This is a genomic window from Enterobacter sp. 940_PEND, assembly GCF_001059415.1.
GTDB lineage: Bacteria > Pseudomonadota > Gammaproteobacteria > Enterobacterales > Enterobacteriaceae > Enterobacter > Enterobacter cloacae_M.
This window is the reverse complement of record NZ_JUMS01000098.1, coordinates 15526-36266: the sequence shown is the minus strand read 5'-3', so window position 1 is coordinate 36266 and position 20741 is coordinate 15526. Positions and strand designations below refer to the sequence as shown.

Here is a 20741-nt window from a genome sequence, read left to right as displayed (position 1 = left end):
ATGCTGGATAAAATTGTTATCGCCAACCGCGGCGAGATCGCACTGCGTATTCTTCGTGCCTGTAAAGAACTGGGCATCAAGACCGTCGCTGTGCACTCAAGCGCGGATCGCGATTTAAAACACGTATTGCTGGCGGATGAGACGGTCTGTATTGGCCCGGCTCCGTCCGTAAAAAGCTATCTGAACATCCCGGCTATCATCAGCGCCGCTGAAATCACCGGCGCGGTGGCAATTCATCCGGGTTACGGCTTCCTCTCTGAGAACGCCAACTTTGCTGAGCAGGTTGAACGCTCTGGCTTCATCTTCATCGGCCCGAAAGCCGACACCATCCGCCTGATGGGCGACAAAGTGTCTGCAATCACCGCGATGAAAAAAGCCGGTGTTCCAACCGTACCAGGCTCTGACGGCCCTCTGACCGACGATATGGATGCTAACCGTGCTCACGCTAAACGCATTGGCTATCCGGTTATCATCAAGGCGTCCGGCGGCGGCGGCGGTCGCGGTATGCGCGTTGTGCGCAGCGATGCTGAACTGGCGCAGTCCATCTCCATGACCAAAGCAGAAGCGAAAGCCGCTTTCAGCAATGACATGGTATACATGGAAAAATACCTGGAAAACCCACGCCACATCGAAATTCAGGTGCTGGCTGACGGTCAGGGTAACGCGATCTATCTGGCAGAACGTGACTGCTCCATGCAGCGTCGTCACCAGAAAGTGGTCGAAGAAGCGCCAGCACCGGGCATTACTCCGGAACTGCGTCGCTACATCGGCGAGCGTTGCGCCAAAGCGTGTGTCGATATCGGCTATCGCGGTGCAGGTACCTTTGAGTTCCTGTTCGAGAACGGCGAGTTCTATTTCATCGAAATGAACACCCGTATTCAGGTTGAACACCCGGTTACCGAAATGATCACCGGCGTTGACCTGATCAAAGAACAGCTGCGTATCGCTGCGGGCCAGCCGTTGTCCATCAAGCAGGAAGAAGTTGTGGTGAAAGGCCATGCGGTAGAGTGCCGTATTAACGCCGAAGACCCGAACACCTTCCTGCCAAGCCCGGGTAAAATCACGCGTTTCCACGCGCCGGGTGGCTTTGGTGTGCGCTGGGAGTCTCATATCTACGCCGGTTACACCGTACCGCCGTACTATGACTCAATGATCGGCAAGCTTATCTGCTACGGCGAAAACCGTGACGTGGCGATTGCCCGCATGAAAAACGCCCTGCAGGAACTGATCATCGACGGTATCAAAACCAACGTTGATCTGCAGATGCGTATCATGAGCGACGAGCACTTCCAGAATGGTGGAACTAATATCCACTATCTGGAGAAAAAACTCGGTCTGAACGAGAAGTAAGAGACCTGTGTTGCTAAAAGGCCGGAATATCCGGCCTTTTTTATTTCTGGGGCCTGGAAAGCCTCATCATGTACAATCCCCGCTTTCTTCATCCACAAGGGACAAAAAATGGACAAACGTTTTGTTCAGGCCCATAAAGAAGCGCGCTGGGCGCTGTGGCTGACCCTTCTCTATCTCGCCGCATGGTTAGTAACTGCTTACTTACCTGACTCCGCTATTGGCATCACCGGCCTGCCGCACTGGTTCGAAATGGCGTGTCTGCTGGTACCGCTGGTCTTCATCCTGCTGTGCTGGGCAATGGTGAAATTCATCTATCGCGATATTCCGCTGGAGGACGATGATGCAGCTTGAAGTCATTCTGCCGCTTATCGCTTACCTGTTAGTGGTGTTTGGTTTATCCGTTTACGCCATGCGTAAAAGAACGACGGGCACCTTCCTGAACGAGTATTTTCTTGGCAGCCGCTCGATGGGCGGCGTCGTGCTGGCCATGACGCTGACCGCGACCTACATTAGCGCCAGTTCGTTTATCGGCGGGCCCGGTGCAGCCTATAAATACGGGTTAGGCTGGGTGCTGCTGGCGATGATCCAGCTTCCAGCCGTCTGGCTCTCGCTGGGCATACTGGGTAAAAAATTTGCCATTCTGGCGCGCCGTTATAATGCCGTGACGCTCAACGATATGCTGTTTGCCCGCTATCAGAGCCGTTTACTGGTGTGGCTGGCCAGCTTAAGCCTGCTGGTGGCCTTTATTGGCGCAATGACGGTGCAGTTTATCGGCGGGGCACGCCTGCTGGAAACGGCGGCGGGAATTCCCTACGAGACGGGCCTCGTCATCTTTGGGGTGAGTATCGCACTCTACACCGCGTTTGGCGGATTCCGCGCCAGCGTGCTGAACGATACGATGCAGGGATTGGTGATGCTTGTTGGCACCCTTGTTCTGCTGGTCGGCATTGTGCATGCTGCTGGTGGCCTGAGCCATGCGGTTGAAACGCTCGAGGCGATCGATCCAAAACTGGTTTCGCCGCAGGGCGCGGATGACATCCTTTCGCCAACCTTTATGACCTCGTTCTGGGTGTTGGTATGCTTTGGGGTGATTGGCCTGCCGCATACCGCCGTGCGCTGTATCTCTTACAAAGACAGCAAAGCCGTGCACAGAGGTATCATTATCGGCACTATCGTTGTCGCAATCCTGATGTTTGGTATGCACCTGGCAGGCGCGTTAGGTCGGGCAGTTATTCCTGACCTTACCGTACCCGATCTGGTTATCCCAACCCTGATGGTTAAAGTACTGCCGCCATTTGCCGCCGGGATCTTCCTCGCCGCACCGATGGCCGCCATTATGTCGACCATCAACGCTCAGCTGCTGCAAAGTTCCGCTACGATCATTAAAGATCTCTATCTGAACCTGCGTCCTGACCAGGCAGAGAATGAACGGCGCCTGAAGCGCATGTCGGCCGTTATTACTCTGGCGTTAGGGGCATTGCTGCTGTTAGCCGCGTGGCGCCCGCCGGAGATGATCATCTGGCTGAACCTGCTGGCATTTGGTGGGCTTGAAGCGGTATTCCTGTGGCCTCTGGTGTTAGGGCTCTACTGGGAGCGCGCGAATGCCGCCGGTGCGCTGAGCGCTATGATTGTCGGCGGCGTGCTTTACGCCGTCCTCGCAACGTTTAAGATTCAGTACCTGGGCTTCCATCCAATTGTGCCTTCGTTACTGCTAAGTTTACTGGCGTTTGTGGTGGGGAACCGTTTCGGTCAGCCCATCCCACAACCCGCTATGATTTCTACTGATAAATAAAGAGTTTTGCCATGCCGTGGATCCAACTAAAACTGAACACAACCGGCGCGAACGCCGAAGAGCTGAGCGATGCGCTGATGGAGGCCGGGTCGGTCTCTATCACCTTCCAGGACACGCATGACACGCCGGTCTTTGAGCCGCTGCCGGGCGAAACCCGCCTGTGGGGTGATACCGACGTTATTGGCCTGTTTGATGCCGAAACCGATATGAAAGAGGTTGTCGCGATTCTGGAGAATCATCCTCTGCTGGGCGCGGGTTTCGTGCATAAAATCGAACAGCTGGAAGACAAAGACTGGGAACGCGAGTGGATGGATAACTTCCACCCGATGCAGTTCGGCAAACGTCTGTGGATCTGCCCAAGCTGGCGCGACGTCCCGGACGAGAATGCGGTCAACGTGATGCTCGACCCGGGTCTGGCGTTTGGTACCGGCACTCACCCCACCACGTCCCTGTGCCTGCAGTGGCTGGATGGTCTCGATCTGGACGGTAAGACCGTGATCGACTTCGGCTGTGGATCCGGGATCCTCGCGATTGCAGCCCTGAAGCTGGGCGCGGCAAAAGCCATCGGGATCGATATCGATCCGCAGGCGATTCAGGCCAGCCGCGATAATGCCGAGCGTAACGGCGTCTCCGATCGTCTGGAGCTGTATCTGCCGGATGGTCAGCCAGAAGCCATGAAAGCCGATGTGGTGGTCGCAAACATTCTGGCGGGCCCGCTGCGTGAACTGGCTCCGTTAATCAGCGTGCTGCCCGTTGAGGGCGGTCTGCTGGGGCTTTCCGGTATCCTGGCGAGCCAGGCCGACAGCGTGTGTGAAGCCTACGCCGATCTCTTTGCCCTTGATCCGGTAGTGGAAAAAGAAGAGTGGTGCCGCATCACCGGTCGTAAAAAATAAGAATCTGGCGTGGTCATCTGACCACGCCTCTCCCCCTCTGATAATCCTCTCTCCCCCGTTCATTCTTCGGTAAAATAACCCTACAAATCATGTTGATTTGTATTACAAAAATTCACCGGAAGAATATGATGACACAGGTTACAGGCAAGGCAGCGCTGCTGGCGCTGAGCATGATCTCGGCTTCAGCATTCGCATCACACTGGAGCTATGAAGGGGAAGGTTCACCGCAACACTGGGGCGAGCTGGACGAGGCATATAAGACCTGTCAAAGCGGAATGAACCAGTCCCCTATTAATATTGATTCGACCGCTATCGCCCATCTCTCCCCGCTACAAACCCACTACGTTGATGGCCCTGTTACGCTGACGAACAATGGCCATACCATTCAGGCAGGTGAACAGGCGAACACCCGCGATACTCTTACTCTCGATAAGCAAACCTGGACGTTACAGCAGTTCCATTTCCACGCGCCGAGCGAAAACACCGTACATGGCAAGAGATACGCGATGGAAATGCATCTGGTTCATAAAAATGCCAGTGGGGAACTGACGGTGGTGGCGGTCATGTTTGATAAAGGAACCGCAAACCCGGAGCTAGAAAAACTGTGGCGCGTTATGCCTCAGCAGGCCGAGCAGAACGTCTCCATCAAACAGGATCTCAACCTGAACAAACTGCTGCCAAAAAATAAAACGTACTGGCGCTTTAGCGGTTCACTGACCACTCCACCGTGTTCAGAAGGCGTTACCTGGATTGTACTTAAACAGCCCCTGACGATTTCTGCAGAACAACTTGCCAGATTCACCCAGACAATGCATCACGATAATAACCGTCCGGTACAGTCGCTGCATGGGCGCGTCGTGGTCGAATAACACGCATTTTTCGCATGACGATCATGTTCTAAAATGCGACGCAGATCGCAAAGAAGAAGGGAAATCTGCTGCTAAAAACAGCAGATTATCCCGCTTCAGCGACGCATTTATTCAGAAATGATGAGAAGTTACGGGAAATTGTAAGCGCCCATAAAATAACCATCACCATATAACTTAATGATTTAAATAATGAATAATTTTTAACGGGAAGATTGGGTGGCGATTCCTTGATCTACAACAGTGGATTGTTCAAAGTTTGGCCTTTCATCTCGTGCAAAAAATGCGTAATATACGCCGCCTTGCAGTCACAGTATGGTCATTTCTTAACTCATGCGCATCGGACACCACCAGCTTAGAAATCGCCTGATCGCAGCCCCAATGGCAGGTATTACAGACCGGCCGTTCAGGACGCTGTGCTATGAGATGGGAGCCGGTTTAACCGTATCCGAGATGATGTCGTCTAACCCGCAGGTTTGGGAAAGCGATAAATCCCGCCTTCGGATGGTGCACGTTGATGAACCAGGTATTCGCACCGTGCAAATTGCCGGAAGCGTGCCTGAAGAGATGGCAGATGCCGCGCGGATTAACGTGGAAAGTGGTGCCCAGATTATTGATATCAATATGGGGTGCCCGGCCAAAAAGGTGAATCGCAAGCTTGCAGGTTCAGCCCTTCTGCAATACCCCGACCAGGTGAAAGCTATCCTGACGGCGGTTGTCAGCGCGGTGGACGTTCCTGTTACGTTGAAGATTCGCACGGGTTGGTCGCCGGAACACCGTAACTGTGTAGAGATTGCCCAACTGGCCGAAGACTGTGGCATTCAGGCCCTGACCATCCATGGACGCACTCGCGCCTGTTTGTTCAACGGTGAAGCTGAATACGACAGCATTCGGGCAGTTAAGCAGAAAGTTTCCATTCCGATTATCGCGAATGGCGACATTACTGACCCGCTTAAAGCCAGGGCTGTACTCGACTATACGGGAGCTGATGCTCTGATGATAGGACGTGCAGCTCAGGGAAGACCCTGGATCTTCCGGGAAATCCAGCATTATCTGGACACTGGGGAGCTGCTTGCCCCGCTGCCTCTGGCAGAGGTTAAGCGCTTGCTTTGTTCGCATGTTCGGGAACTGCATGACCACTACGGTCAGGCAAAAGGGTACCGAATTGCGCGTAAACACGTCTCCTGGTATCTCCAGGAGCACGCTCCAGATGACCAGTTTCGGCGCACATTCAACGCCATAGAGGATGCCAGCGTACAGCTGGAGGCGTTGGAGGCATACTTCGAAAATCTTGCGTAATGAAATAAAGAGCTGACAGAACTATGTTCGAACAACGCGTAAATTCTGACGTACTGACCGTTTCTACCGTTAACTCTCAGGACCAGGTAACTCAAAAGCCCCTGCGTGACTCGGTTAAACAGGCACTGAAGAACTATTTTGCTCAACTGAATGGTCAGGATGTTAATGATCTGTATGAGCTGGTATTGGCTGAAGTTGAACAGCCACTGTTGGACATGGTGATGCAATACACCCGCGGTAACCAAACCCGCGCTGCGCTGATGATGGGTATCAACCGTGGTACTCTGCGTAAGAAACTGAAAAAATACGGCATGAACTGATAGATTTCAGCTATGTTATTGAATAAAAAGGCGCTACTCGGCATGGGATAGCGCCTTTTTTATTAATGTTTATACAGATGTTTATACAGTTTTGTCTGAACAAACAAAAAAGCACCAGAACAATACTGGTGCTTTATAGGGGATGAACCTCTTTCAACGCCTTAATTTATCTGGCTTTCGCCACTGATAGGGTGGCGCTTCTATGCGCTGGCGGTGCCGCTGTTTAGCGGCTAACACCATAGCTGTTTTAGTACGGATTACCAGCTTATCCTGCCCGTTAAGTTCATGGCCCTCGCGACTAGCAATCTCTTCCAGGGCAGCGATAAGTAAAATTTTATTCATATGAGCCTCTATTGCTGATCTTCTGCATAAATCCCGGCGGAGATAATCGCGCCGCCAATTTCCCGTTGCCCATAAAGCAGGGGAACGGGATTGCCAGATGCTGTCGTGTTAACGGGACCACCAAACGCATAGGAGGGTTTGTTATCAGGTTCCTGACGCATTCGCAGGCCTGATACCTGCGGGGAAAGTAACTGGACTACTCCACCCAAGGCCATTGATGCTCCAACAAGGCCAATGTTTAATGCAGCGCCCTTCCCAATCAGTGCGGCACCTGCTGGACCAAGAGCTATACCACCAGCAATCAATGCTACACCGAGAACAGCCTGGAACAGACCTGCCCGCTTACTTCCTCGTATTACCGGAATAATTCTCAGCTCATCACCCGGCCCCAGGAGTTCAAACTCTTCGTGTCCGATATTGCGGCGATCCCGGAAAATAACAAAATCCAGCCCCTTTGCCCGAGCCTCACGCAGGTAAGCATCAAAGCCATCAATGGTGTTAGATAGCGCCCTGAATACTTCATTGGCAGACGTTAACGCGCGGCGATGTGTCCTGCCAAATCGCTGAGCCATTGAGCCGCTGAGTTTTATCGTGGTTTTCATAGTAGTTAATACCTGTTGCATATTACCCCCTGTCAGATACCGTTAAATGTCGCCAACCGTTGTTTGTGGTTGTCGCTCATATCGAAAGCAAAATCCTCATGCTCGGCCTGGAAGGTGCCGAACGCCATCAGCGCAGATACCGCCGGGTCTATCTTGTTTGAGGATTTCTTTTTGTTGGGCTTAATGTTGGCGTTAGCGTCGGACTCCATCACCACGTTTCCAATCGCCCAGGCCAGAACCGGATCGCCACGATGGCGCACCACCTTACGGTTAACGAACACCTCGAAGGATTTCGCCACAGGACTGAACTTGAGATAGGTTTGCGGGAACGGCTCCACATCGAGGCCCGCTCCCTGTAGCTGAGTGCGCAGGTGCGTGGCGTTCCACGTATCAAAGCCCACCAGCCGGATATTGAATGTTTCAGCGTCACGCAGGATATCGTCACGGATGCGGTCATAGTCGATGCAGTCGCCGGGCGTGGTGCGTATCCATCCCGCTTTCACCCACTGGCGGTAGATGGCGCGGTTTTTGTTGGCGACGTTAAGCAGCTGCGCTTCCGGCAGATAATGACGGGTAAGGAGTCTGATCTCCCTGTCGAACGGGAACGCATAGCTTACGCTAGTGATGTCGCTGGTAGAGGACAGGTCAAACCCGGCATAACACTCCATTCCGGCCAGATCGTCTTCGGTATAGTCGAGCGCACAGGCATCCCATGCACCGGCGCCCATCCACGGCGTGGAGCCCTGACACCAGATATTGAAACGCTTGGTCAGCATTTCCACCCACTGCGACGGTATGCCCCGCGCTTTCTGGATGGTGGACTCCAGTTTCGCCGCGTCAACGGACACATACAGGTTAGGGTTAGCCTTGATCCACATTTCAGGCTGCTCAACCTCACTTTCGTCGTCCAGTTCGTAGATCAGGACAAACAGCGAATCGTTGCTCTCTTCCCCGGCCAGAATCTGGCAGCAGTAGTCATAATGCTGTTTACAGGCAGAGACAACGTTACTCCCGGCGGTCGTGATGGCGAACAAAATCGCCTCAGGACGTGCGCCCATACCCAGCTCAAGCGCGGAATAAACGCCGTTATCCGGGTGAAGGTGGTACTCATCGACAATCGCCAGGCTGGGATTAGTCCCCTCAATGGTGGCCGCTTTCGCCGCCAGCGGCTTTAACAGGCTGTTGCTCTTCGGGAAAATGACCTTATGCGCCTGGATATTGACGCGCTTTTTCAGCGGTTTGGACAGCAGGCACATCTGGCGGGCATCGTCGAATACGATTCGGGCCTGATCCCGGCTCACCGCCGCCGTGTAGATATCCTGCTGGCCCTTCTCCATTACGAGAAACCAGTTAGCCAGCATGGCGGCCACGGTGGATTTAGCGTTTTTACGCGGTACCTCAATAAAGGCGCTGCTGTACTTGCGGCGGCCTGACTCCCTGACCTTAAAGCCCAGCAGGTTAGCAAAGGCGAACTGCTGCCACGGCTCCAGCTCGATTGGCTGGCCCCTAAGCGGGCCTTTGACGTGTGGACAGAGCCGGGAGAAGGCAATAAACCGCTCCACGATCGCCGTATCGAACTCATAACGGGGGTCATTCAGGTCTGAAAAGTACCTCTCGACGGCCTGTTTTACTCGCTTACAGGCCGGAATTTCACCCGATTTAATGGCGTTTGCGTAATCATTCCAGACGGTCAAGCTCGTCCTCCTCTTCCGTTTCCACCGGATTGCGGCGGCGGCTTACCGGATCAAAGCCCAGCAGCGACGACATTTTTATAAGAATTTTTTCGGCATCCGCTTTTGCGCTCAGTGCCGGATTCCGGCTCTCACCGCCCTGGCTGTTCACTATGCTGAATCCCCGCGTGGCAAGGTCCTCCACGGCTTTGCGGTACATCGAATAGTTGACGCAATAAAGCTCAAGGTTGTTCCAGTCGGCAGGCGTCAGATCACCACGTTCCGCCAGTTGCTTCGCCTTTGCTTTCCACTGCTGCGCCGCGATTTCATCAAGGTAAGCGGGCGGTTTTGGTGGTCTTGGCATAACTCACTGTTTTCCTTTTCGTTTTATTTTCAAAAAAAACACTGTGCATAAAAATTTGAGGGGGCGGTCGGTGCCTGGCACCTTGAGGTTTGTCCTGAAAACCTCCCCCACCCCGTCCATGCGGCCTGTCAGCGGTTGCGGAAGCATTCCCGCAACTCCCGTTCACGCTCGCTCATACGCTGCACAGGCTGGCGCTCATTGCGTCTGCTTCGCCCCTGCATGAAGCCATCACGGCAGCGCATCAATGATCGGTACAGATTCACCACGTCTTTCTCATTCATTGCTGGCCTCATACATCCAGTCATTGCGATGGGCTGCACGCTCTTCCTGCTCTCGGTACAGCCCTGCTTTGCGCTTCGCTTTGGTGGTTGGGTCTTGCTGTGTGGTCTTCTGGTTATGATGCGCCTGGCATAACGGCTGGTGATTCCACTCAGGCCAGAACAGAACATCATCACCGCCGTTGATAGGGATGATGTGATCGACAATCTTTGCAGGCACGTAGAGGCCCAGTTTCTGGCACTCAACACAAAGGGGGTGACGTTTCAGATACTGAGCGCGGTACTTCTCCCATGAGGCTGAGTAACCACGGGCGCGACGGTGTCCGCGCCTGGCATCCTGTTCCCGCCATGCTTCTCGCTTGTGCTCATCGCACTTTCCGGACCTCACTCGCTTATTACATCCCGGCTCGGTGCACCGGCGCATTGGTTGCCACGGCATCAGTACACCCCCACATCACGATAGACCGACCACAATGCAGATATAGCCAGCGGAACCTCTTTCGCCTCAGTGTCGCCAATCATCGTGCGGTACTCATAAAGCTGAGAGACGTACATCAGACAGCCGATCTTGATAGCGGGGGTAAGCTCCAGATCGTTATCAAATCGCTTACCGATATGCTTCTGGCAAACCTCCAGCGCCGCATCGATGTACGCCTGTATCAGCGTGTCTTCATCATTGCCATCAATACGACAATGCAGCTTTGCTTCAGCCAGGGTGATTTCAGTTGTCATTTCTCGGTCCCCTGTTTGCAGAGAATTTCAAGATGCGTCATGCCTGAGTCCGGTATCGGTGGTCCGATGATGTTGAGCGTTGCCCCGGCAAACGGGCCAGTCAGCACCTTCAGGCGGTTGGCGGCAGTAATATCGCAGCGGAATCGCACCCAGACGCGGATCGTTGCTTCGGCAACCTCAGCACCAGCCGCCACCAGTTCACGGCCACTGATCCCCTTAACCTCAGCCCAGATGGTTTCCCCGTCTTCCCACACCTGAATAACCTGACCAGTTGAATCGCGGTCGGTAGTGAATACCCGGATAGTGACGCGGCTTCTCAGTCCTCCGGCTCTCATACGTCACCGTCCTTGCTGTCTTTACTGATCTTCACTTCCTGCTTCCATGCCTGACTGAACTCGTCACCACCTTCACGCGGCGGCATACCCTCACGCTCACGGGCTTCGTTCGGGTTCATAATCCCGTTCTTGATACCGCGCTCATAAGTGGCGTAACGCTCGGTAGGTGTGGCACGGAGAAGGTCAGCAGAGTCAAACTCCACCTGATAGCGGGTTCCCGGAACGGGAGAGGCCACCAGCAGCGCGGATTTAATTTGTTGCTCGAAGTTCGCCAGCCACGGACGCATCGTCATGGTGAGAAATGCGCGGCTCGCCTCACTAAAGTTGCTGTAGGTGCTGTTGCTGTATTCCTGCAGGAAGATGGGCGACACGTTGAACATGCGGGCAATATCTTCGATGGTGAAGCGCCGGGAGGCCAGCCACTCAGCATCCTGATTGCTCATGCCAAGCTGCTTATAGTCCATGCCACCTTCAAGGATCGGTGTTTTACCGGCATTTCTGGCACCTTTGTAGCGCTCAAGCGCGTCCAGCGCCTGTTTACCCTTCACACTATCGAGCCATTCAGCAGTAGTGACTACGCCAGCCGCCATCATGCCATCTTTCATAATGCTGGCACCGTGACGCTGCTGGGCCAGACCTAACCCCAGCGCCTCACGGCAGATGGTGATCGGCGAGCGCCCCAGAAAACCATCATCGGTCGAGTAACGCAGGTGCAGAATCTCTTCCTGCAGGTAGGTGCGCACTGCACCGGTAAACGGTTCAGTAACGGTGTATTTGTACTTATGCTGGCCGATACGCTCAGGAACAACCGCCCCAGGCGCATACGGATGCAGGGATTGCGGCTGGCCGTCACGGCCCCACTGGATCACCGCATAGGCGTTACCATTCAGCAGGCAATGACGCATCATCGTGCGCTTGAACTGGTAAGGCGTCTGACAGTCGTTCGGTTGCTCGTTAAGGAGAAAATCCACCGGGTGATTGCTTAGCCACTCCCGCGCTTCTCGGCCGTTATCGTTGCGCACGCGGTAGAGGTAGCAGGGCATTGTTGCCACTGCCTCGCTGATAACTGATATGGCGTTCATGACCGCCGGCAGAGATTCCGCAGTACCGGCAGACACATATTCGCCTGATCCGGTATTTGGAATCCCTGCCATCGCCAGAAATTCATCAATGGTCATGCTGCGCTGCTCAGAGGGTTCAGACTTACGGCCAAACGGCCAGATATTCCACATATCACAGCCCCGCTAAGTCAGCCCAGCGTCGGCGGTTATCACCAGCGCGGCGCAGTTCAGGATGTTGGGAGAACAGAGAACGGTGCGCAATTTCCACGCCGGACTCAGGGTAAGCAGGCATAGAGGTAACGGTGATTTCGCGTAGTTCAGCAGTGATGACGGTTCGCGTGTAAGGTAATTTCGCTGTATCCCAGAAATCTTTTGACGCACGGAAACCAAAGCTCATGCCGGAAATGTCACCGCGCTCCACCAGCTCCAGTACATCATTCCCAAGCTGGGTATTCGGCGGGGTCAGTTCGAAGCGTAGCCCGGTATCATCTTCGGCCAACACCAGCGTGCCGGATTTGGTACGCCCCAGCAGTTGGGTATAGTTATGCTCGTACAGTGCACGCACATCGCTACCGGATGCCAGGCTGTCTTTAAACGCCCCCGGCGCAAACTGCTCGCGGAACTCATCCCAGATAATTTCTGAGAGGCTGTTCCAGCGCACGGCATAGCCAACCAGCTTTTTGTTGCTGGCGCTCAGTTCGGAGGTACGGATTTCAAAATCGATTGTTTTCATTGTTGGACTCCACAGAGGGCAAAAAGGGGCCGAAGCCCCTTAAACGACAGATCAGGAGCCGGAAAGCTCAAGCACCTTGATGGCGTTGGAGTCCACCACACCACCGCCCAGGTATTTATCGGTGTGCACCTTGTAGAAACCAGGTTCGGTGATGTTGTCGGGGCGGGTACGCACGCCAGTAGTGTGATCCACGATGAAGTAACCGCGCTTAAAGTCGCCAACTGCCAGGAACGCTTCACCCGCAGCCGCATCAGGCATCGTTTCCAGATATTGAACCGGACGGCCAAGGAGGGTATCAGGGGAGTCAGCGACGAGACGATCACGCCAGATGTAATCCCCGTTGCCGTTTTTCAGCTTTTGCAGCGTAGCGGCAGTGTTGGAGTTCATCACCCATACGGCATTTTTGCGGTATTTGGCTTTCAGCTTGTACAGCAGGTCGATCAGACCATCAGAGGAAACGGCAGCAGCCTCCATCTTCTCCAGCGTGCCGAACGGACGGGTTTTATCGCTGGTGGCCGCACGCGGATAGGACAGGAACCCTTTGGATTTTTTATCACCGTCGCCGTTCACAAAGTCGGTTTCTTCGGTAGCAGTGAAGGTGTCGGTGATTTCGGAAGACAACCAACCCAGAATATCAACTTCGGAGAAGTCGAGAATTTCCTGAGTGGTTTTCGGGTAGGCGTAGATCGGGTTGAGTTTGATATCAACGCGCTCCATCTTCGGTGTGCTGGTTTCGGTACGCGCTTCGCCTTCGGTGCCGCGCTTAACGGTAGTGCCACCCACTGACACCAGCTTCTGGTATTCGTTGGTTTTGGTGGTCTTCACCGTGGCGATGGAGCGCATAACGCTGTCATCCTGCAACTGGCGCATGATCTCTTTGTCCAGCTCAGGGATAACGGTATAACCGCCGTCAGCCTGCACCAACGTGGAGAGAGAGCGGGTATCGCCGGTCATGATGTAGTGGCGCAGCTCATCGTTGCTTACACCGTTACCTTCAACAGAAGTACCAGGCAAATTGCGCTGATCGTCGGCGACGGCCTCAAGGCGGGTAATTTCAACTTCAAGCGCATCAGCCTGGGCGCGGAGTTCATCGAACTGCTTGCCCTCTTCATCGTTGAGGCTTCGCTTTTCGCTGTCAGCTTTTTCCAGCATGGAACGCATCTGGGTTTTGAGTGCGGCTTTCTGCTGGCGTAATTCAAGTAATTTCTTCATGGAGTGGTTTCCGTAACAATTAACGTTGAGACGTGAAACCAGCGCTTGGAGGGATGTCCACCTGGAAAGGAAACCGTCGCAGAACGGGAAAAAACCAGGTGGACAGTGGCGGCTCACGTCTGAGTGCCACTCTTCAAGATATACATAATAATCAATGAGTAAACACCTCTATGTTGTCGCAAACAGCAGCGAAAACAGGAGAACAAATAATTTACAAAGTTTGATAATATGAACGGGAAAAACACCACTTCTGGGGGATTTTATGGACTTCGATTTTGATGATATGGCGTACCCGGATATTTTTTTAATTTCCGGCGAGGAGTTTAAAGGAAGCCGGAACACAGGAAAAAATCAGGTAGATATCCCGTTTACTGACGAACCGCAAATTGAATTGGGCGATATTCTGATTCAGAAGATTGGAAGCCGTGAGTTAAGTCTTAAAGTTGTCGATCTTTCAATATCAAGGAATGGAACGCTGAACGTGGGTACAACGCATCCCCACTTGCTTACGCTATCCGTAGAGAATCTTTCTTCCGACGCACACAGGACAGCAAAGAGTATGAATACTTTTAACATTGGCTCCGTCAGTGGTGAGCAAGTTCAAATAGGTGAAAGTAATCATATGCTGGTGAATATCAGTATTACTGAACTTGTCGAGAAAGTGGCTAACTCTGGCGATCCACAGGCTAAATCAATACTGAAACAGTTACTGGAAAATAGCACCGTTGCCAGTATCGTTGGCGCTGGCGCTTCCGCGCTGTTAGGTCTGCTTTAAAATATGGCCTGGGAAAACCAGGCCACTAGCTTACATGGCAGGATGATTATTCTTTATCCAGCCCCCACTGATAGAAAGCCCAGCTTGCCGTTGATTGTGCGCTATGGATAGCGTTCTCAAGGCCAGAGGTTGGGTACGACAAATCAGCCGCCATCCTCTGTAGAAGATCGAGGTAAGCGCTGGCATCTTTCGACAACTCTTGCCCCCCTTCTTCCAGCCCAGACTGGTACGCTTCCAGATCAAGCTTTTCAGAAGTGACAAAAGCGCTCAGAGCCAGAAAATCCGTCACCGTAATCTCATCTTTATTTGAAAGCTCATCAACGGCGCTATAGAGAAACTTGAGATCGCTCATATGCCCGTTATCTTTGCCAATCAGTTTCATAATGACCTCGTTATTTTTTCGCGTATATATACAAAACGTAGCGGGTTACGTGGGTTATTGGGTTATCTTCGCTTGCTAAGTATTTTTTATTACATATATTCAACAAGTTAACATTTAATCAACACGAAAACGTAACCCACTCAGCCCCTGAAATAACCCACTTATCCGTTTTTAAGGTGGGTTACGATTTTCGCAGTGGGTTATTTTGCCCTGCCAGTGGGTTATAAGTGGCGTTTAGTGGGTTACTGGTGGGTTATTCAATCCCTTTAAAATCAGAATGTTAAGAAACTTAACTACCACGTAACCCACATAACCCACCTATATAATCCTCACCTGTATAAAAAATTACTCTTCATCCGGCGAGAACATCAGCACATAAAACACATGCTGCTTGCCGCCCATCTTGCGGAGTGCTTTCTTCTTGTACCTCCCTTTATCCCCGGTCTCAAGCATCCCCGCGCTGGCTAAAGCCCTGGCAAATTGCGTATGGTTAAAGCCGCTGGCAATCTCCCGTTCAAATGCCGCAGGGAAGGTGTAGAACTTGTAAACCTCATCCCCGGATGGGTTTCCTGTACGGTAGCCAGCCAGCTCTTTAATTGGCAAATCGCGTGCATCGCTTTCCGGGTAAGGAAGGTAACGACTGAAACCGTAGGCATTCAGGAACGCCTCGCACTGCTCGATGATCTGCTGGTGCTCTTTGTTACCAGTGCCGAACTCTTTCACCCAGGCGTTAAAGCTATGCTGGATAGCGTCACGGCTGGCCTGTTCACTCCATCCGGTGATTGATGCACCAGTTACCAGCGCGGCTTCGAGGATTGCAAAACGTTCGGCCACGCGGTGTACCTGCTCACCGTAATCCGCCGGGATGAGGCCGCGCCAGCGCGTTTGCGCGTCACGCACCGCCTGTTTAGCCTCCTGCTGGTTAGCCGCCAGCCATTTAACCCACTCACGCCCCGCCGCCCCGTGGTTATCAATCCAGGCTTCTTTCAGTGCGTCAGCATGAGCCTTGCCGTTTGGCAGACCGTTAAAGGCCGTCGATTTCTCCATAGGGATGTTGAGCAAGCGCACCAGTTGGCCCGCTTTCACTTTCAGCCCACCAGCAGCCAGGAAGGTTTCAATATCCATTTCCCCGGTGCTGATCGCCACAGTGCGCCAGCGTTTAAGCTCCCGATTGCCGCCCTCTTTGGCTCCCTGCAACTTTCCGGCACCGTTAAACAGGGTGTAAGCAGACGTGGCAACATCTTTGGCACTGCTGCCCTGTCCTACCTCATCAAGCGGTAACAGGCTGTCGTTATGCGCCTCCGCTTCGTTTGCTATGCCAAGCGCAGTACCGTACCAGGTAAGCCGCAACGCATCAGGCTCACCCCACAGGCTGCTCGCAATATTGGCGGTAGTGGTCTTACCGGCGCTCGACTGCTCGAACAAATGGACGCCGAAACCATCAGCACCCACCAGGCCAATAAGCGGCGCGGATAACGCCGCTGCCACGCCCAGCATCATGGAAGGATTGCCCCCGGCCAGACGGGCGACGGAATCCCGCCAGGTGACAGCAGTACCAGCAATGGCATACCCGGAAGATGCAGCGCTGCGACCGTTAAAGAGAATGGGCGTCTCTGGATCACCAATCACTTCACCATCAGGCATGATATATGCGCCATGATGCCAGCCAGTGGTATGGGTGATAATCCATTCCTGATCAGTGCCGCTTTGCTGCAACCAGTCGGCCAGAATCGCCCGGAAGGTGCTTTTAGTGGTCACATTCACCCCACCAGCTTTAAGTGAGCGCCAGCCGTCGCGCTCACCGATATCAGCACAGGGGATCGCCCTGGTAATATCTTCATGGCCACGCGGCGAACGCCAGCGCAAAACAAGATAGCGCTCTGCCCCATCACTACCGGAGCCGACCACCTCAAGAGGAGAGCACAGCCACGTTTCGTTATTGATGATCTCGCCGCTATCCTTGTCCACCTTTGGCGTGATCCAGTACAGGCCATCGCTGCGGCTCTCCACGCGTGGTTTGAGTTCATCACCCGGTTCAGGCTTTGGCTCCCGTTTTTTCACAGGCAGGTTAACCACAATACTTTCCCCGCGTTCGGCCTCTTCCTTGAGACGTGGAAGCCTGCCTGTCCAGTCCTCCTTCGGCTGAGGCTCAAACATGCCATTAAACAGCCGGGCCTCTTTCACATCCGCCAGCGCCAGTTTGGTTGCGATAGTGCTAATCTGCATTTCAGAAAGCTCGCCAGCGCGGATCACACGAACACTGCGACGGCCGTTATCAACGATGTTTAACCGTTCCAGTTCCGCCAGTTGCTTTTTACCCAAATAAACAGGCGGTACATCATCCCACGCCCTTTTACCTTCGCTCTCGATCCAGTGCTGCACATGTGAATAGGCATCTTCACCCGCAAAGATAATCGCCTCAGTAAATTTATCTTTCGGCAGAAATTTGATATTCGGGGCATTCTTCATCTTCATCAGTGCAACACCTTATTGGACATATCCGCGCCCAGGTCTTCATGCAGGTACTCAAGGTGGCAGCTTTTCACTATCTGCAACCCCATTTCGCTAATATCACCATCGTCGGTAAAGCAGGTCAGCAGAATATCGCGCAGGCGAGTTAAGCACTCATCCCGGCCAAATTCTGCTACACAACCGAAGACCATAAATTTCGCCAGCACGTTATAAGTGGTCACTGGTTCCAGCGTGAAGCGATAGCGAGCCATATACTTATCGCTTTCCACCAGCAAGGTTGCCGAACCGGTTTCCGCTATCTGGTGAGCAATACAGGTTTCGGTCAGTTTGCGGAACAACGGCCCCAGCACATCAAAAATATCGGTCATTGTGGGATACCTCCGCTCATCTGAAATTTGCCAAGTAATGGGTGATACCAATACGCCGATCCATATTTGCGCTTCGCGCTGCGAAGAACCTGCCTCGCCGCCTCTCTGAATTTGCTATCCGGCGCAATAAAGCCACCAGCTTTCATCCTGACCAGCATCACGCCCGTGTTTTTTGCCAGCTCTTCGGCTTTTTTCGTCGATATGCCGAACTCAGCCGCCAGCGTGGCGACCGGGGCCATACCGGGAGGAATATCTCCCCCCTGGCTTTCGGTGAGTGTGCGCACCTGCTGTTCTAACTCCAGGACGCGGTTAACCAGCAAATCGACACGGTTTTCCAGTTCGATAAACTTCACATTGCTGATCATTGTTTTTCCCCCTGCGATTCAGGGTCTGAAAAAGTAGAAATATCCAATGAGTTTGCCAGTTCATCAGAAAGGCGTTGAGCCAAGCCCGTTAAACTCATTACATGGATACGCTCTTCCTCGCCTCTGATAGTCGCAAGGTAAGCAGCACATGACAGAAGCGCGGCAACCTCTTGCGCCAATAACAGCAAATCTTTATTGCTGCGGTAGGTGTAAAAGTTATCCATTGAGCGCCCCCTTTTTATCCTGCTCCAGCATAAAGGTGGCAATATCGCCAGAAATATCACGGGCCAGATCGATGAGGTTATCCCTCTCGTGACCTGAAATTTCACAGTCTGAAATCACCAGAAGCAACGTTGCCAACTGACAAGCACGGGATGTGGCTTTTTCTCTGCCAAGAGTTTCAATGTCATACATGGCGCACCTCCAGCATCTGAAATGCGTGGAGCGGCAGACGGGCAGCGAAAATAAGAGTTACGCCGGGCATGGTGTCGCGGGCTTCCCGTTCACTGGATGCGTTGACGTAAATCACCAACGGTTTGGCGGTAGGGTAGCGCTCAGAGGCGGAGAGAAAACGCCATGTAAATTCAGGGCGAGTTTGGGTAGACTGATTATCAGCCATAACTGTTACCTCACTTAACGGTTTGTGGTTAGACGCCTCGGTACTGCTCCAACAGTCCGGGGCGTTGCCATTTCTGCACCTTGCTTTAATCAAGGTGCTATTCACCATATTACTAGGTGAATAGCACGTCAAGCATTGAATATGATTTTTTTTTGCGTATAGTGAATAGCACCTAACGCATGGAGATCCAGTAATGGCAACGGGTTCAATAAACAACAAATCAAAACAAGTAAATGTTCGAGTTCCGCATGAAGTGTTAGAGGATATCGAGTCAGTGAAAGATAACGGTGAGAGTACCGCCGGTTTTCTTATCGTCGCCGCCATGGGCGAGATCAAACGCCGCCAGCGCAAGCTGTCAAAAAAATCTACAACGGAGTAAAAATTACAATGGCTAAGATTACCCGTAATCAAGCAATTGAAATTATTAAAAATTATTTCCTTCCACTTGAAGTGATAGACGATGGAAATACTAATGAGGGTGATCCGATTTCCTTTTGTGTTTACCTTTCCGAAAACAGTGATGAACGTATTGGGCCTTTTTCCATAAATCGCACAGATTTTATAATTCAGGAAAGGCTGATAAAAGGCATTGAATTTATTAAGAAAGATCGCATCAAATAACGAGCATTGTTCGTTTGATGTGATATTTTTTTTAACTCTCTGATTTCGTTGCAAAGCGTATTCTTGCGCTCTGTTTAGACTTTGACCACCATCATTAACCCTGGTATGCTTAATCTGTTTCGGTTTTTCGTAGTGACATTGGCAGCTCTGCAAAGCTGCCTTTGTTTTATTCAGCGTCAGCATTCGGCACCTCCGGCAATACACCACCAGCGATCAGTTTCTTCGTTAACCACTGCTCACCTTTCCCTGTCAGCATCGTTGTGAATGAGGCTCTTACCTCGCCATTCGTTTCATACGTTCCCTGGCGAACGGCAAAATAACCGCTATCGATATAACGCTGCATAGGCAGGTTGTGGCGCTGGCCGCCATTGATGAGAATCCCCTGTTGCCTCATCCAGCCGAATAATTTGATGGGGCCAAGCCCTACGGCTTTGGCATAGTTGGGAATGGAAATACCCTTGCTGATCTCCGCCACGCGATCAGCGAAATCAACCTTTGGCGCAGCGGCCACCAGCCGGTTTTCAAGTTCGCTTGCCTTTTCTGCCAGATCAGCAGCAAGGCGCAGGGCTTCCGGTAACGTCTGGGGGATATTAGCGGCGGCTTTTGCCTGGCGTTCGCAGTTGATAAAGTAGCGGCGCACCTCCCGCCCTTTTTCGTTGCGCTCAACCATTGCCAGCTCTTTACCCATGTCGATGGTGATCAGGTAATCATGTGCAATTTGTTGGCGATATTTTGCGCTCCCCGAAACGGGGGCGCTCAAATTTTCAACCACAGTAAAATCCACGCCAGCAGTAAAACCATACTGGCTGATACGCCCTTTAATCCAGGTGGTGAAATCACGCCCAACGCCGAGAAACTCATGGAGTTTTTTTGCACTGACCAGCGATACCGTCACGCCGCCAATATTTCCGGGGTTAACCGGAACCAGCTCATTTAATTTTTGCATAGCGCCCCCTACGCAGATCTACGGTTGTAAGGGGTATTGACGTTCTCAACAGCAGGTGGATTGCGAACCCACCAAAGAACATCTGACAGAAGCCATGCGCAACTATTACGGCCAAAGTGGCAGCGTGGCGGGAATTTACCTTCGTTCTCCATATACCAGCGGGTGGAACGGGAAAGACTGGTTATTTCAAAACATTCATTTTCACGAATACGACGATCAAACTTAATTCCGTACTCTGCCAGAATGTTGCGGCGTTGCTCAGGTGTTGGCGGGGTAAAAAGAGTATTTGACATGCTTCCTCCACTTCACACATTCAGAAGGACACTTTCCTAACTGTTCTTGTG

At 52.6% G+C, this 20741-nt stretch carries 30 protein-coding genes; 10 read left to right on the top strand and 20 right to left on the bottom strand.

What is annotated here, in order from left to right; translation table 11 throughout:
• The 7 genes from accC to fis all read left to right on the top strand — a co-directional run bounded on the left by accC (position 1) and on the right by fis (position 6520).
• On the top strand, positions 1-1350 hold the full coding sequence (accC, locus tag ADJ24_RS13730; RefSeq protein WP_003860388.1) for an acetyl-CoA carboxylase biotin carboxylase subunit: 1350 nt from the start codon (positions 1-3) through the stop codon (positions 1348-1350).
• Between the two features lie 108 nt (positions 1351-1458).
• Positions 1459-1701 (top strand): YhdT family protein, encoded by a 243-nt coding sequence (locus tag ADJ24_RS13725; RefSeq protein ID WP_006178860.1) that lies wholly within the window; start codon positions 1459-1461, stop codon positions 1699-1701.
• Entirely contained in the window at positions 1691-3142 is a 1452-nt protein-coding gene (panF, locus tag ADJ24_RS13720; RefSeq protein ID WP_023309406.1) for a sodium/pantothenate symporter, read from the top strand. The genes ADJ24_RS13725 and panF overlap by 11 nt, the downstream gene beginning before the upstream one ends.
• An 11-nt stretch (positions 3143-3153) precedes the next feature.
• Positions 3154-4035 (top strand): 50S ribosomal protein L11 methyltransferase, encoded by an 882-nt coding sequence (gene prmA / locus ADJ24_RS13715; protein ID WP_023309407.1) that lies wholly within the window; start codon positions 3154-3156, stop codon positions 4033-4035.
• Positions 4036-4163: 128 nt separating this feature from the next.
• A complete protein-coding gene (locus ADJ24_RS13710) occupies positions 4164-4904 on the top strand; it encodes a carbonic anhydrase (protein ID WP_032667954.1) in 741 nt (246 codons plus the stop codon).
• A 330-nt stretch (positions 4905-5234) separates the two neighbouring features.
• Positions 5235-6200: a tRNA dihydrouridine synthase DusB gene (gene dusB, locus ADJ24_RS13705; protein ID WP_023309409.1), complete on the top strand. Its 966-nt coding sequence runs from the start codon at positions 5235-5237 to the stop codon at positions 6198-6200.
• A 23-nt stretch (positions 6201-6223) separates the two neighbouring features.
• The gene (fis, locus tag ADJ24_RS13700; RefSeq protein ID WP_000462905.1) at positions 6224-6520 is read left to right on the top strand and encodes a DNA-binding transcriptional regulator Fis; all 297 of its coding nucleotides are present in this window, start codon (positions 6224-6226) and stop codon (positions 6518-6520) included.
• Between the two features lie 153 nt (positions 6521-6673).
• On the opposite strand, the gene ADJ24_RS13695 is transcribed toward fis, so the two are convergent.
• The 11 genes from ADJ24_RS13695 to ADJ24_RS13650 form a co-directional block, all read right to left on the bottom strand.
• Positions 6674-6862, bottom strand: coding sequence for a hypothetical protein (locus ADJ24_RS13695; RefSeq protein WP_023309410.1), 189 nt, complete (start codon positions 6860-6862; stop codon positions 6674-6676).
• Between the two features lie 8 nt (positions 6863-6870).
• Entirely contained in the window at positions 6871-7485 is a 615-nt protein-coding gene (locus ADJ24_RS13690; RefSeq protein WP_023309411.1) for a tail assembly protein, read from the bottom strand.
• A gap of 11 nt (positions 7486-7496) precedes the next feature.
• Positions 7497-9158: a terminase large subunit gene (locus ADJ24_RS13685; RefSeq protein WP_023309412.1), complete on the bottom strand. Its 1662-nt coding sequence runs from the start codon at positions 9156-9158 to the stop codon at positions 7497-7499.
• Entirely contained in the window at positions 9142-9498 is a 357-nt protein-coding gene (locus ADJ24_RS13680; protein WP_023309413.1) for a phage terminase small subunit P27 family, read from the bottom strand. Before ADJ24_RS13680 ends, ADJ24_RS13685 begins: the two co-directional genes overlap by 17 nt.
• 128 nt (positions 9499-9626) lie before the next feature.
• On the bottom strand, positions 9627-9779 hold the full coding sequence (locus ADJ24_RS25285) for a hypothetical protein (RefSeq protein WP_001547822.1): 153 nt from the start codon (positions 9777-9779) through the stop codon (positions 9627-9629).
• A complete protein-coding gene (locus ADJ24_RS13675; RefSeq protein ID WP_023309414.1) occupies positions 9772-10215 on the bottom strand; it encodes an HNH endonuclease signature motif containing protein in 444 nt (147 codons plus the stop codon). The genes ADJ24_RS25285 and ADJ24_RS13675 overlap by 8 nt, the downstream gene beginning before the upstream one ends.
• Complete coding sequence (locus ADJ24_RS13670; RefSeq protein WP_023309415.1) at positions 10215-10508, bottom strand: head-tail connector protein; 294 nt, start codon at positions 10506-10508, stop codon at positions 10215-10217. The genes ADJ24_RS13675 and ADJ24_RS13670 overlap by 1 nt, the downstream gene beginning before the upstream one ends.
• Complete coding sequence (locus tag ADJ24_RS13665; RefSeq protein WP_023309416.1) at positions 10505-10843, bottom strand: phage head closure protein; 339 nt, start codon at positions 10841-10843, stop codon at positions 10505-10507. The genes ADJ24_RS13670 and ADJ24_RS13665 overlap by 4 nt, the downstream gene beginning before the upstream one ends.
• Positions 10840-12075 carry a phage portal protein gene (locus tag ADJ24_RS13660; RefSeq protein ID WP_032667956.1) on the bottom strand — a complete coding sequence of 412 codons (1236 nt, stop codon included), beginning with the start codon at positions 12073-12075 and terminating at the stop codon, positions 10840-10842. Before ADJ24_RS13660 ends, ADJ24_RS13665 begins: the two co-directional genes overlap by 4 nt.
• 1 nt (position 12076) lies before the next feature.
• Positions 12077-12637 carry an HK97 family phage prohead protease gene (locus ADJ24_RS13655; protein ID WP_023309418.1) on the bottom strand — a complete coding sequence of 187 codons (561 nt, stop codon included), beginning with the start codon at positions 12635-12637 and terminating at the stop codon, positions 12077-12079.
• A 51-nt stretch (positions 12638-12688) separates the two neighbouring features.
• Complete coding sequence (locus ADJ24_RS13650; RefSeq protein WP_045343320.1) at positions 12689-13849, bottom strand: phage major capsid protein; 1161 nt, start codon at positions 13847-13849, stop codon at positions 12689-12691.
• A gap of 262 nt (positions 13850-14111) precedes the next feature.
• On the opposite strand from ADJ24_RS13650, the gene ADJ24_RS13645 reads away from it, so the two are divergent.
• Positions 14112-14624: a hypothetical protein gene (locus ADJ24_RS13645; RefSeq protein ID WP_023309420.1), complete on the top strand. Its 513-nt coding sequence runs from the start codon at positions 14112-14114 to the stop codon at positions 14622-14624.
• A 46-nt stretch (positions 14625-14670) separates the two neighbouring features.
• Here ADJ24_RS13645 and ADJ24_RS13640 read toward each other — a convergent pair whose 3' ends face one another.
• The 7 genes from ADJ24_RS13640 to ADJ24_RS25280 form a co-directional block, all read right to left on the bottom strand.
• A complete protein-coding gene (locus ADJ24_RS13640) occupies positions 14671-15006 on the bottom strand; it encodes a hypothetical protein (RefSeq protein ID WP_023309421.1) in 336 nt (111 codons plus the stop codon).
• A gap of 345 nt (positions 15007-15351) precedes the next feature.
• Positions 15352-17481, bottom strand: coding sequence for a DUF927 domain-containing protein (locus ADJ24_RS13635; RefSeq protein WP_023309422.1), 2130 nt, complete (start codon positions 17479-17481; stop codon positions 15352-15354).
• Complete coding sequence (locus ADJ24_RS13630) at positions 17481-17846, bottom strand: hypothetical protein (RefSeq protein ID WP_023309423.1); 366 nt, start codon at positions 17844-17846, stop codon at positions 17481-17483. The genes ADJ24_RS13635 and ADJ24_RS13630 overlap by 1 nt, the downstream gene beginning before the upstream one ends.
• Positions 17843-18211, bottom strand: a complete 369-nt coding sequence (locus ADJ24_RS13625; protein ID WP_023293262.1) for a hypothetical protein — start codon at positions 18209-18211, stop codon at positions 17843-17845. Before ADJ24_RS13625 ends, ADJ24_RS13630 begins: the two co-directional genes overlap by 4 nt.
• Complete coding sequence (locus tag ADJ24_RS13620; protein WP_023309424.1) at positions 18208-18435, bottom strand: hypothetical protein; 228 nt, start codon at positions 18433-18435, stop codon at positions 18208-18210. Before ADJ24_RS13620 ends, ADJ24_RS13625 begins: the two co-directional genes overlap by 4 nt.
• The gene (locus ADJ24_RS13615; RefSeq protein WP_001547835.1) at positions 18428-18625 is read right to left on the bottom strand and encodes a hypothetical protein; all 198 of its coding nucleotides are present in this window, start codon (positions 18623-18625) and stop codon (positions 18428-18430) included. The genes ADJ24_RS13620 and ADJ24_RS13615 overlap by 8 nt, the downstream gene beginning before the upstream one ends.
• Positions 18618-18830: a host cell division inhibitor Icd-like protein gene (locus ADJ24_RS25280; RefSeq protein ID WP_023309425.1), complete on the bottom strand. Its 213-nt coding sequence runs from the start codon at positions 18828-18830 to the stop codon at positions 18618-18620. The genes ADJ24_RS13615 and ADJ24_RS25280 overlap by 8 nt, the downstream gene beginning before the upstream one ends.
• A 193-nt stretch (positions 18831-19023) precedes the next feature.
• On the opposite strand from ADJ24_RS25280, the gene ADJ24_RS25275 reads away from it, so the two are divergent.
• Together ADJ24_RS25275 and ADJ24_RS25270 are read left to right on the top strand one after the other, a co-directional pair.
• On the top strand, positions 19024-19209 hold the full coding sequence (locus ADJ24_RS25275; RefSeq protein ID WP_023309426.1) for a YlcI/YnfO family protein: 186 nt from the start codon (positions 19024-19026) through the stop codon (positions 19207-19209).
• Positions 19210-19217: 8 nt separating this feature from the next.
• On the top strand, positions 19218-19451 hold the full coding sequence (locus tag ADJ24_RS25270; RefSeq protein ID WP_023309427.1) for a hypothetical protein: 234 nt from the start codon (positions 19218-19220) through the stop codon (positions 19449-19451).
• Between the two features lie 166 nt (positions 19452-19617).
• Here ADJ24_RS25270 and ADJ24_RS13595 read toward each other — a convergent pair whose 3' ends face one another.
• Together ADJ24_RS13595 and ADJ24_RS24295 are read right to left on the bottom strand one after the other, a co-directional pair.
• The gene (locus ADJ24_RS13595; protein WP_023309428.1) at positions 19618-20397 is read right to left on the bottom strand and encodes a phage antirepressor KilAC domain-containing protein; all 780 of its coding nucleotides are present in this window, start codon (positions 20395-20397) and stop codon (positions 19618-19620) included.
• 8 nt (positions 20398-20405) lie between these two features.
• A complete protein-coding gene (locus ADJ24_RS24295; protein ID WP_023309429.1) occupies positions 20406-20690 on the bottom strand; it encodes a helix-turn-helix transcriptional regulator in 285 nt (94 codons plus the stop codon).
• Positions 20691-20741 lie beyond the last annotated feature (51 nt).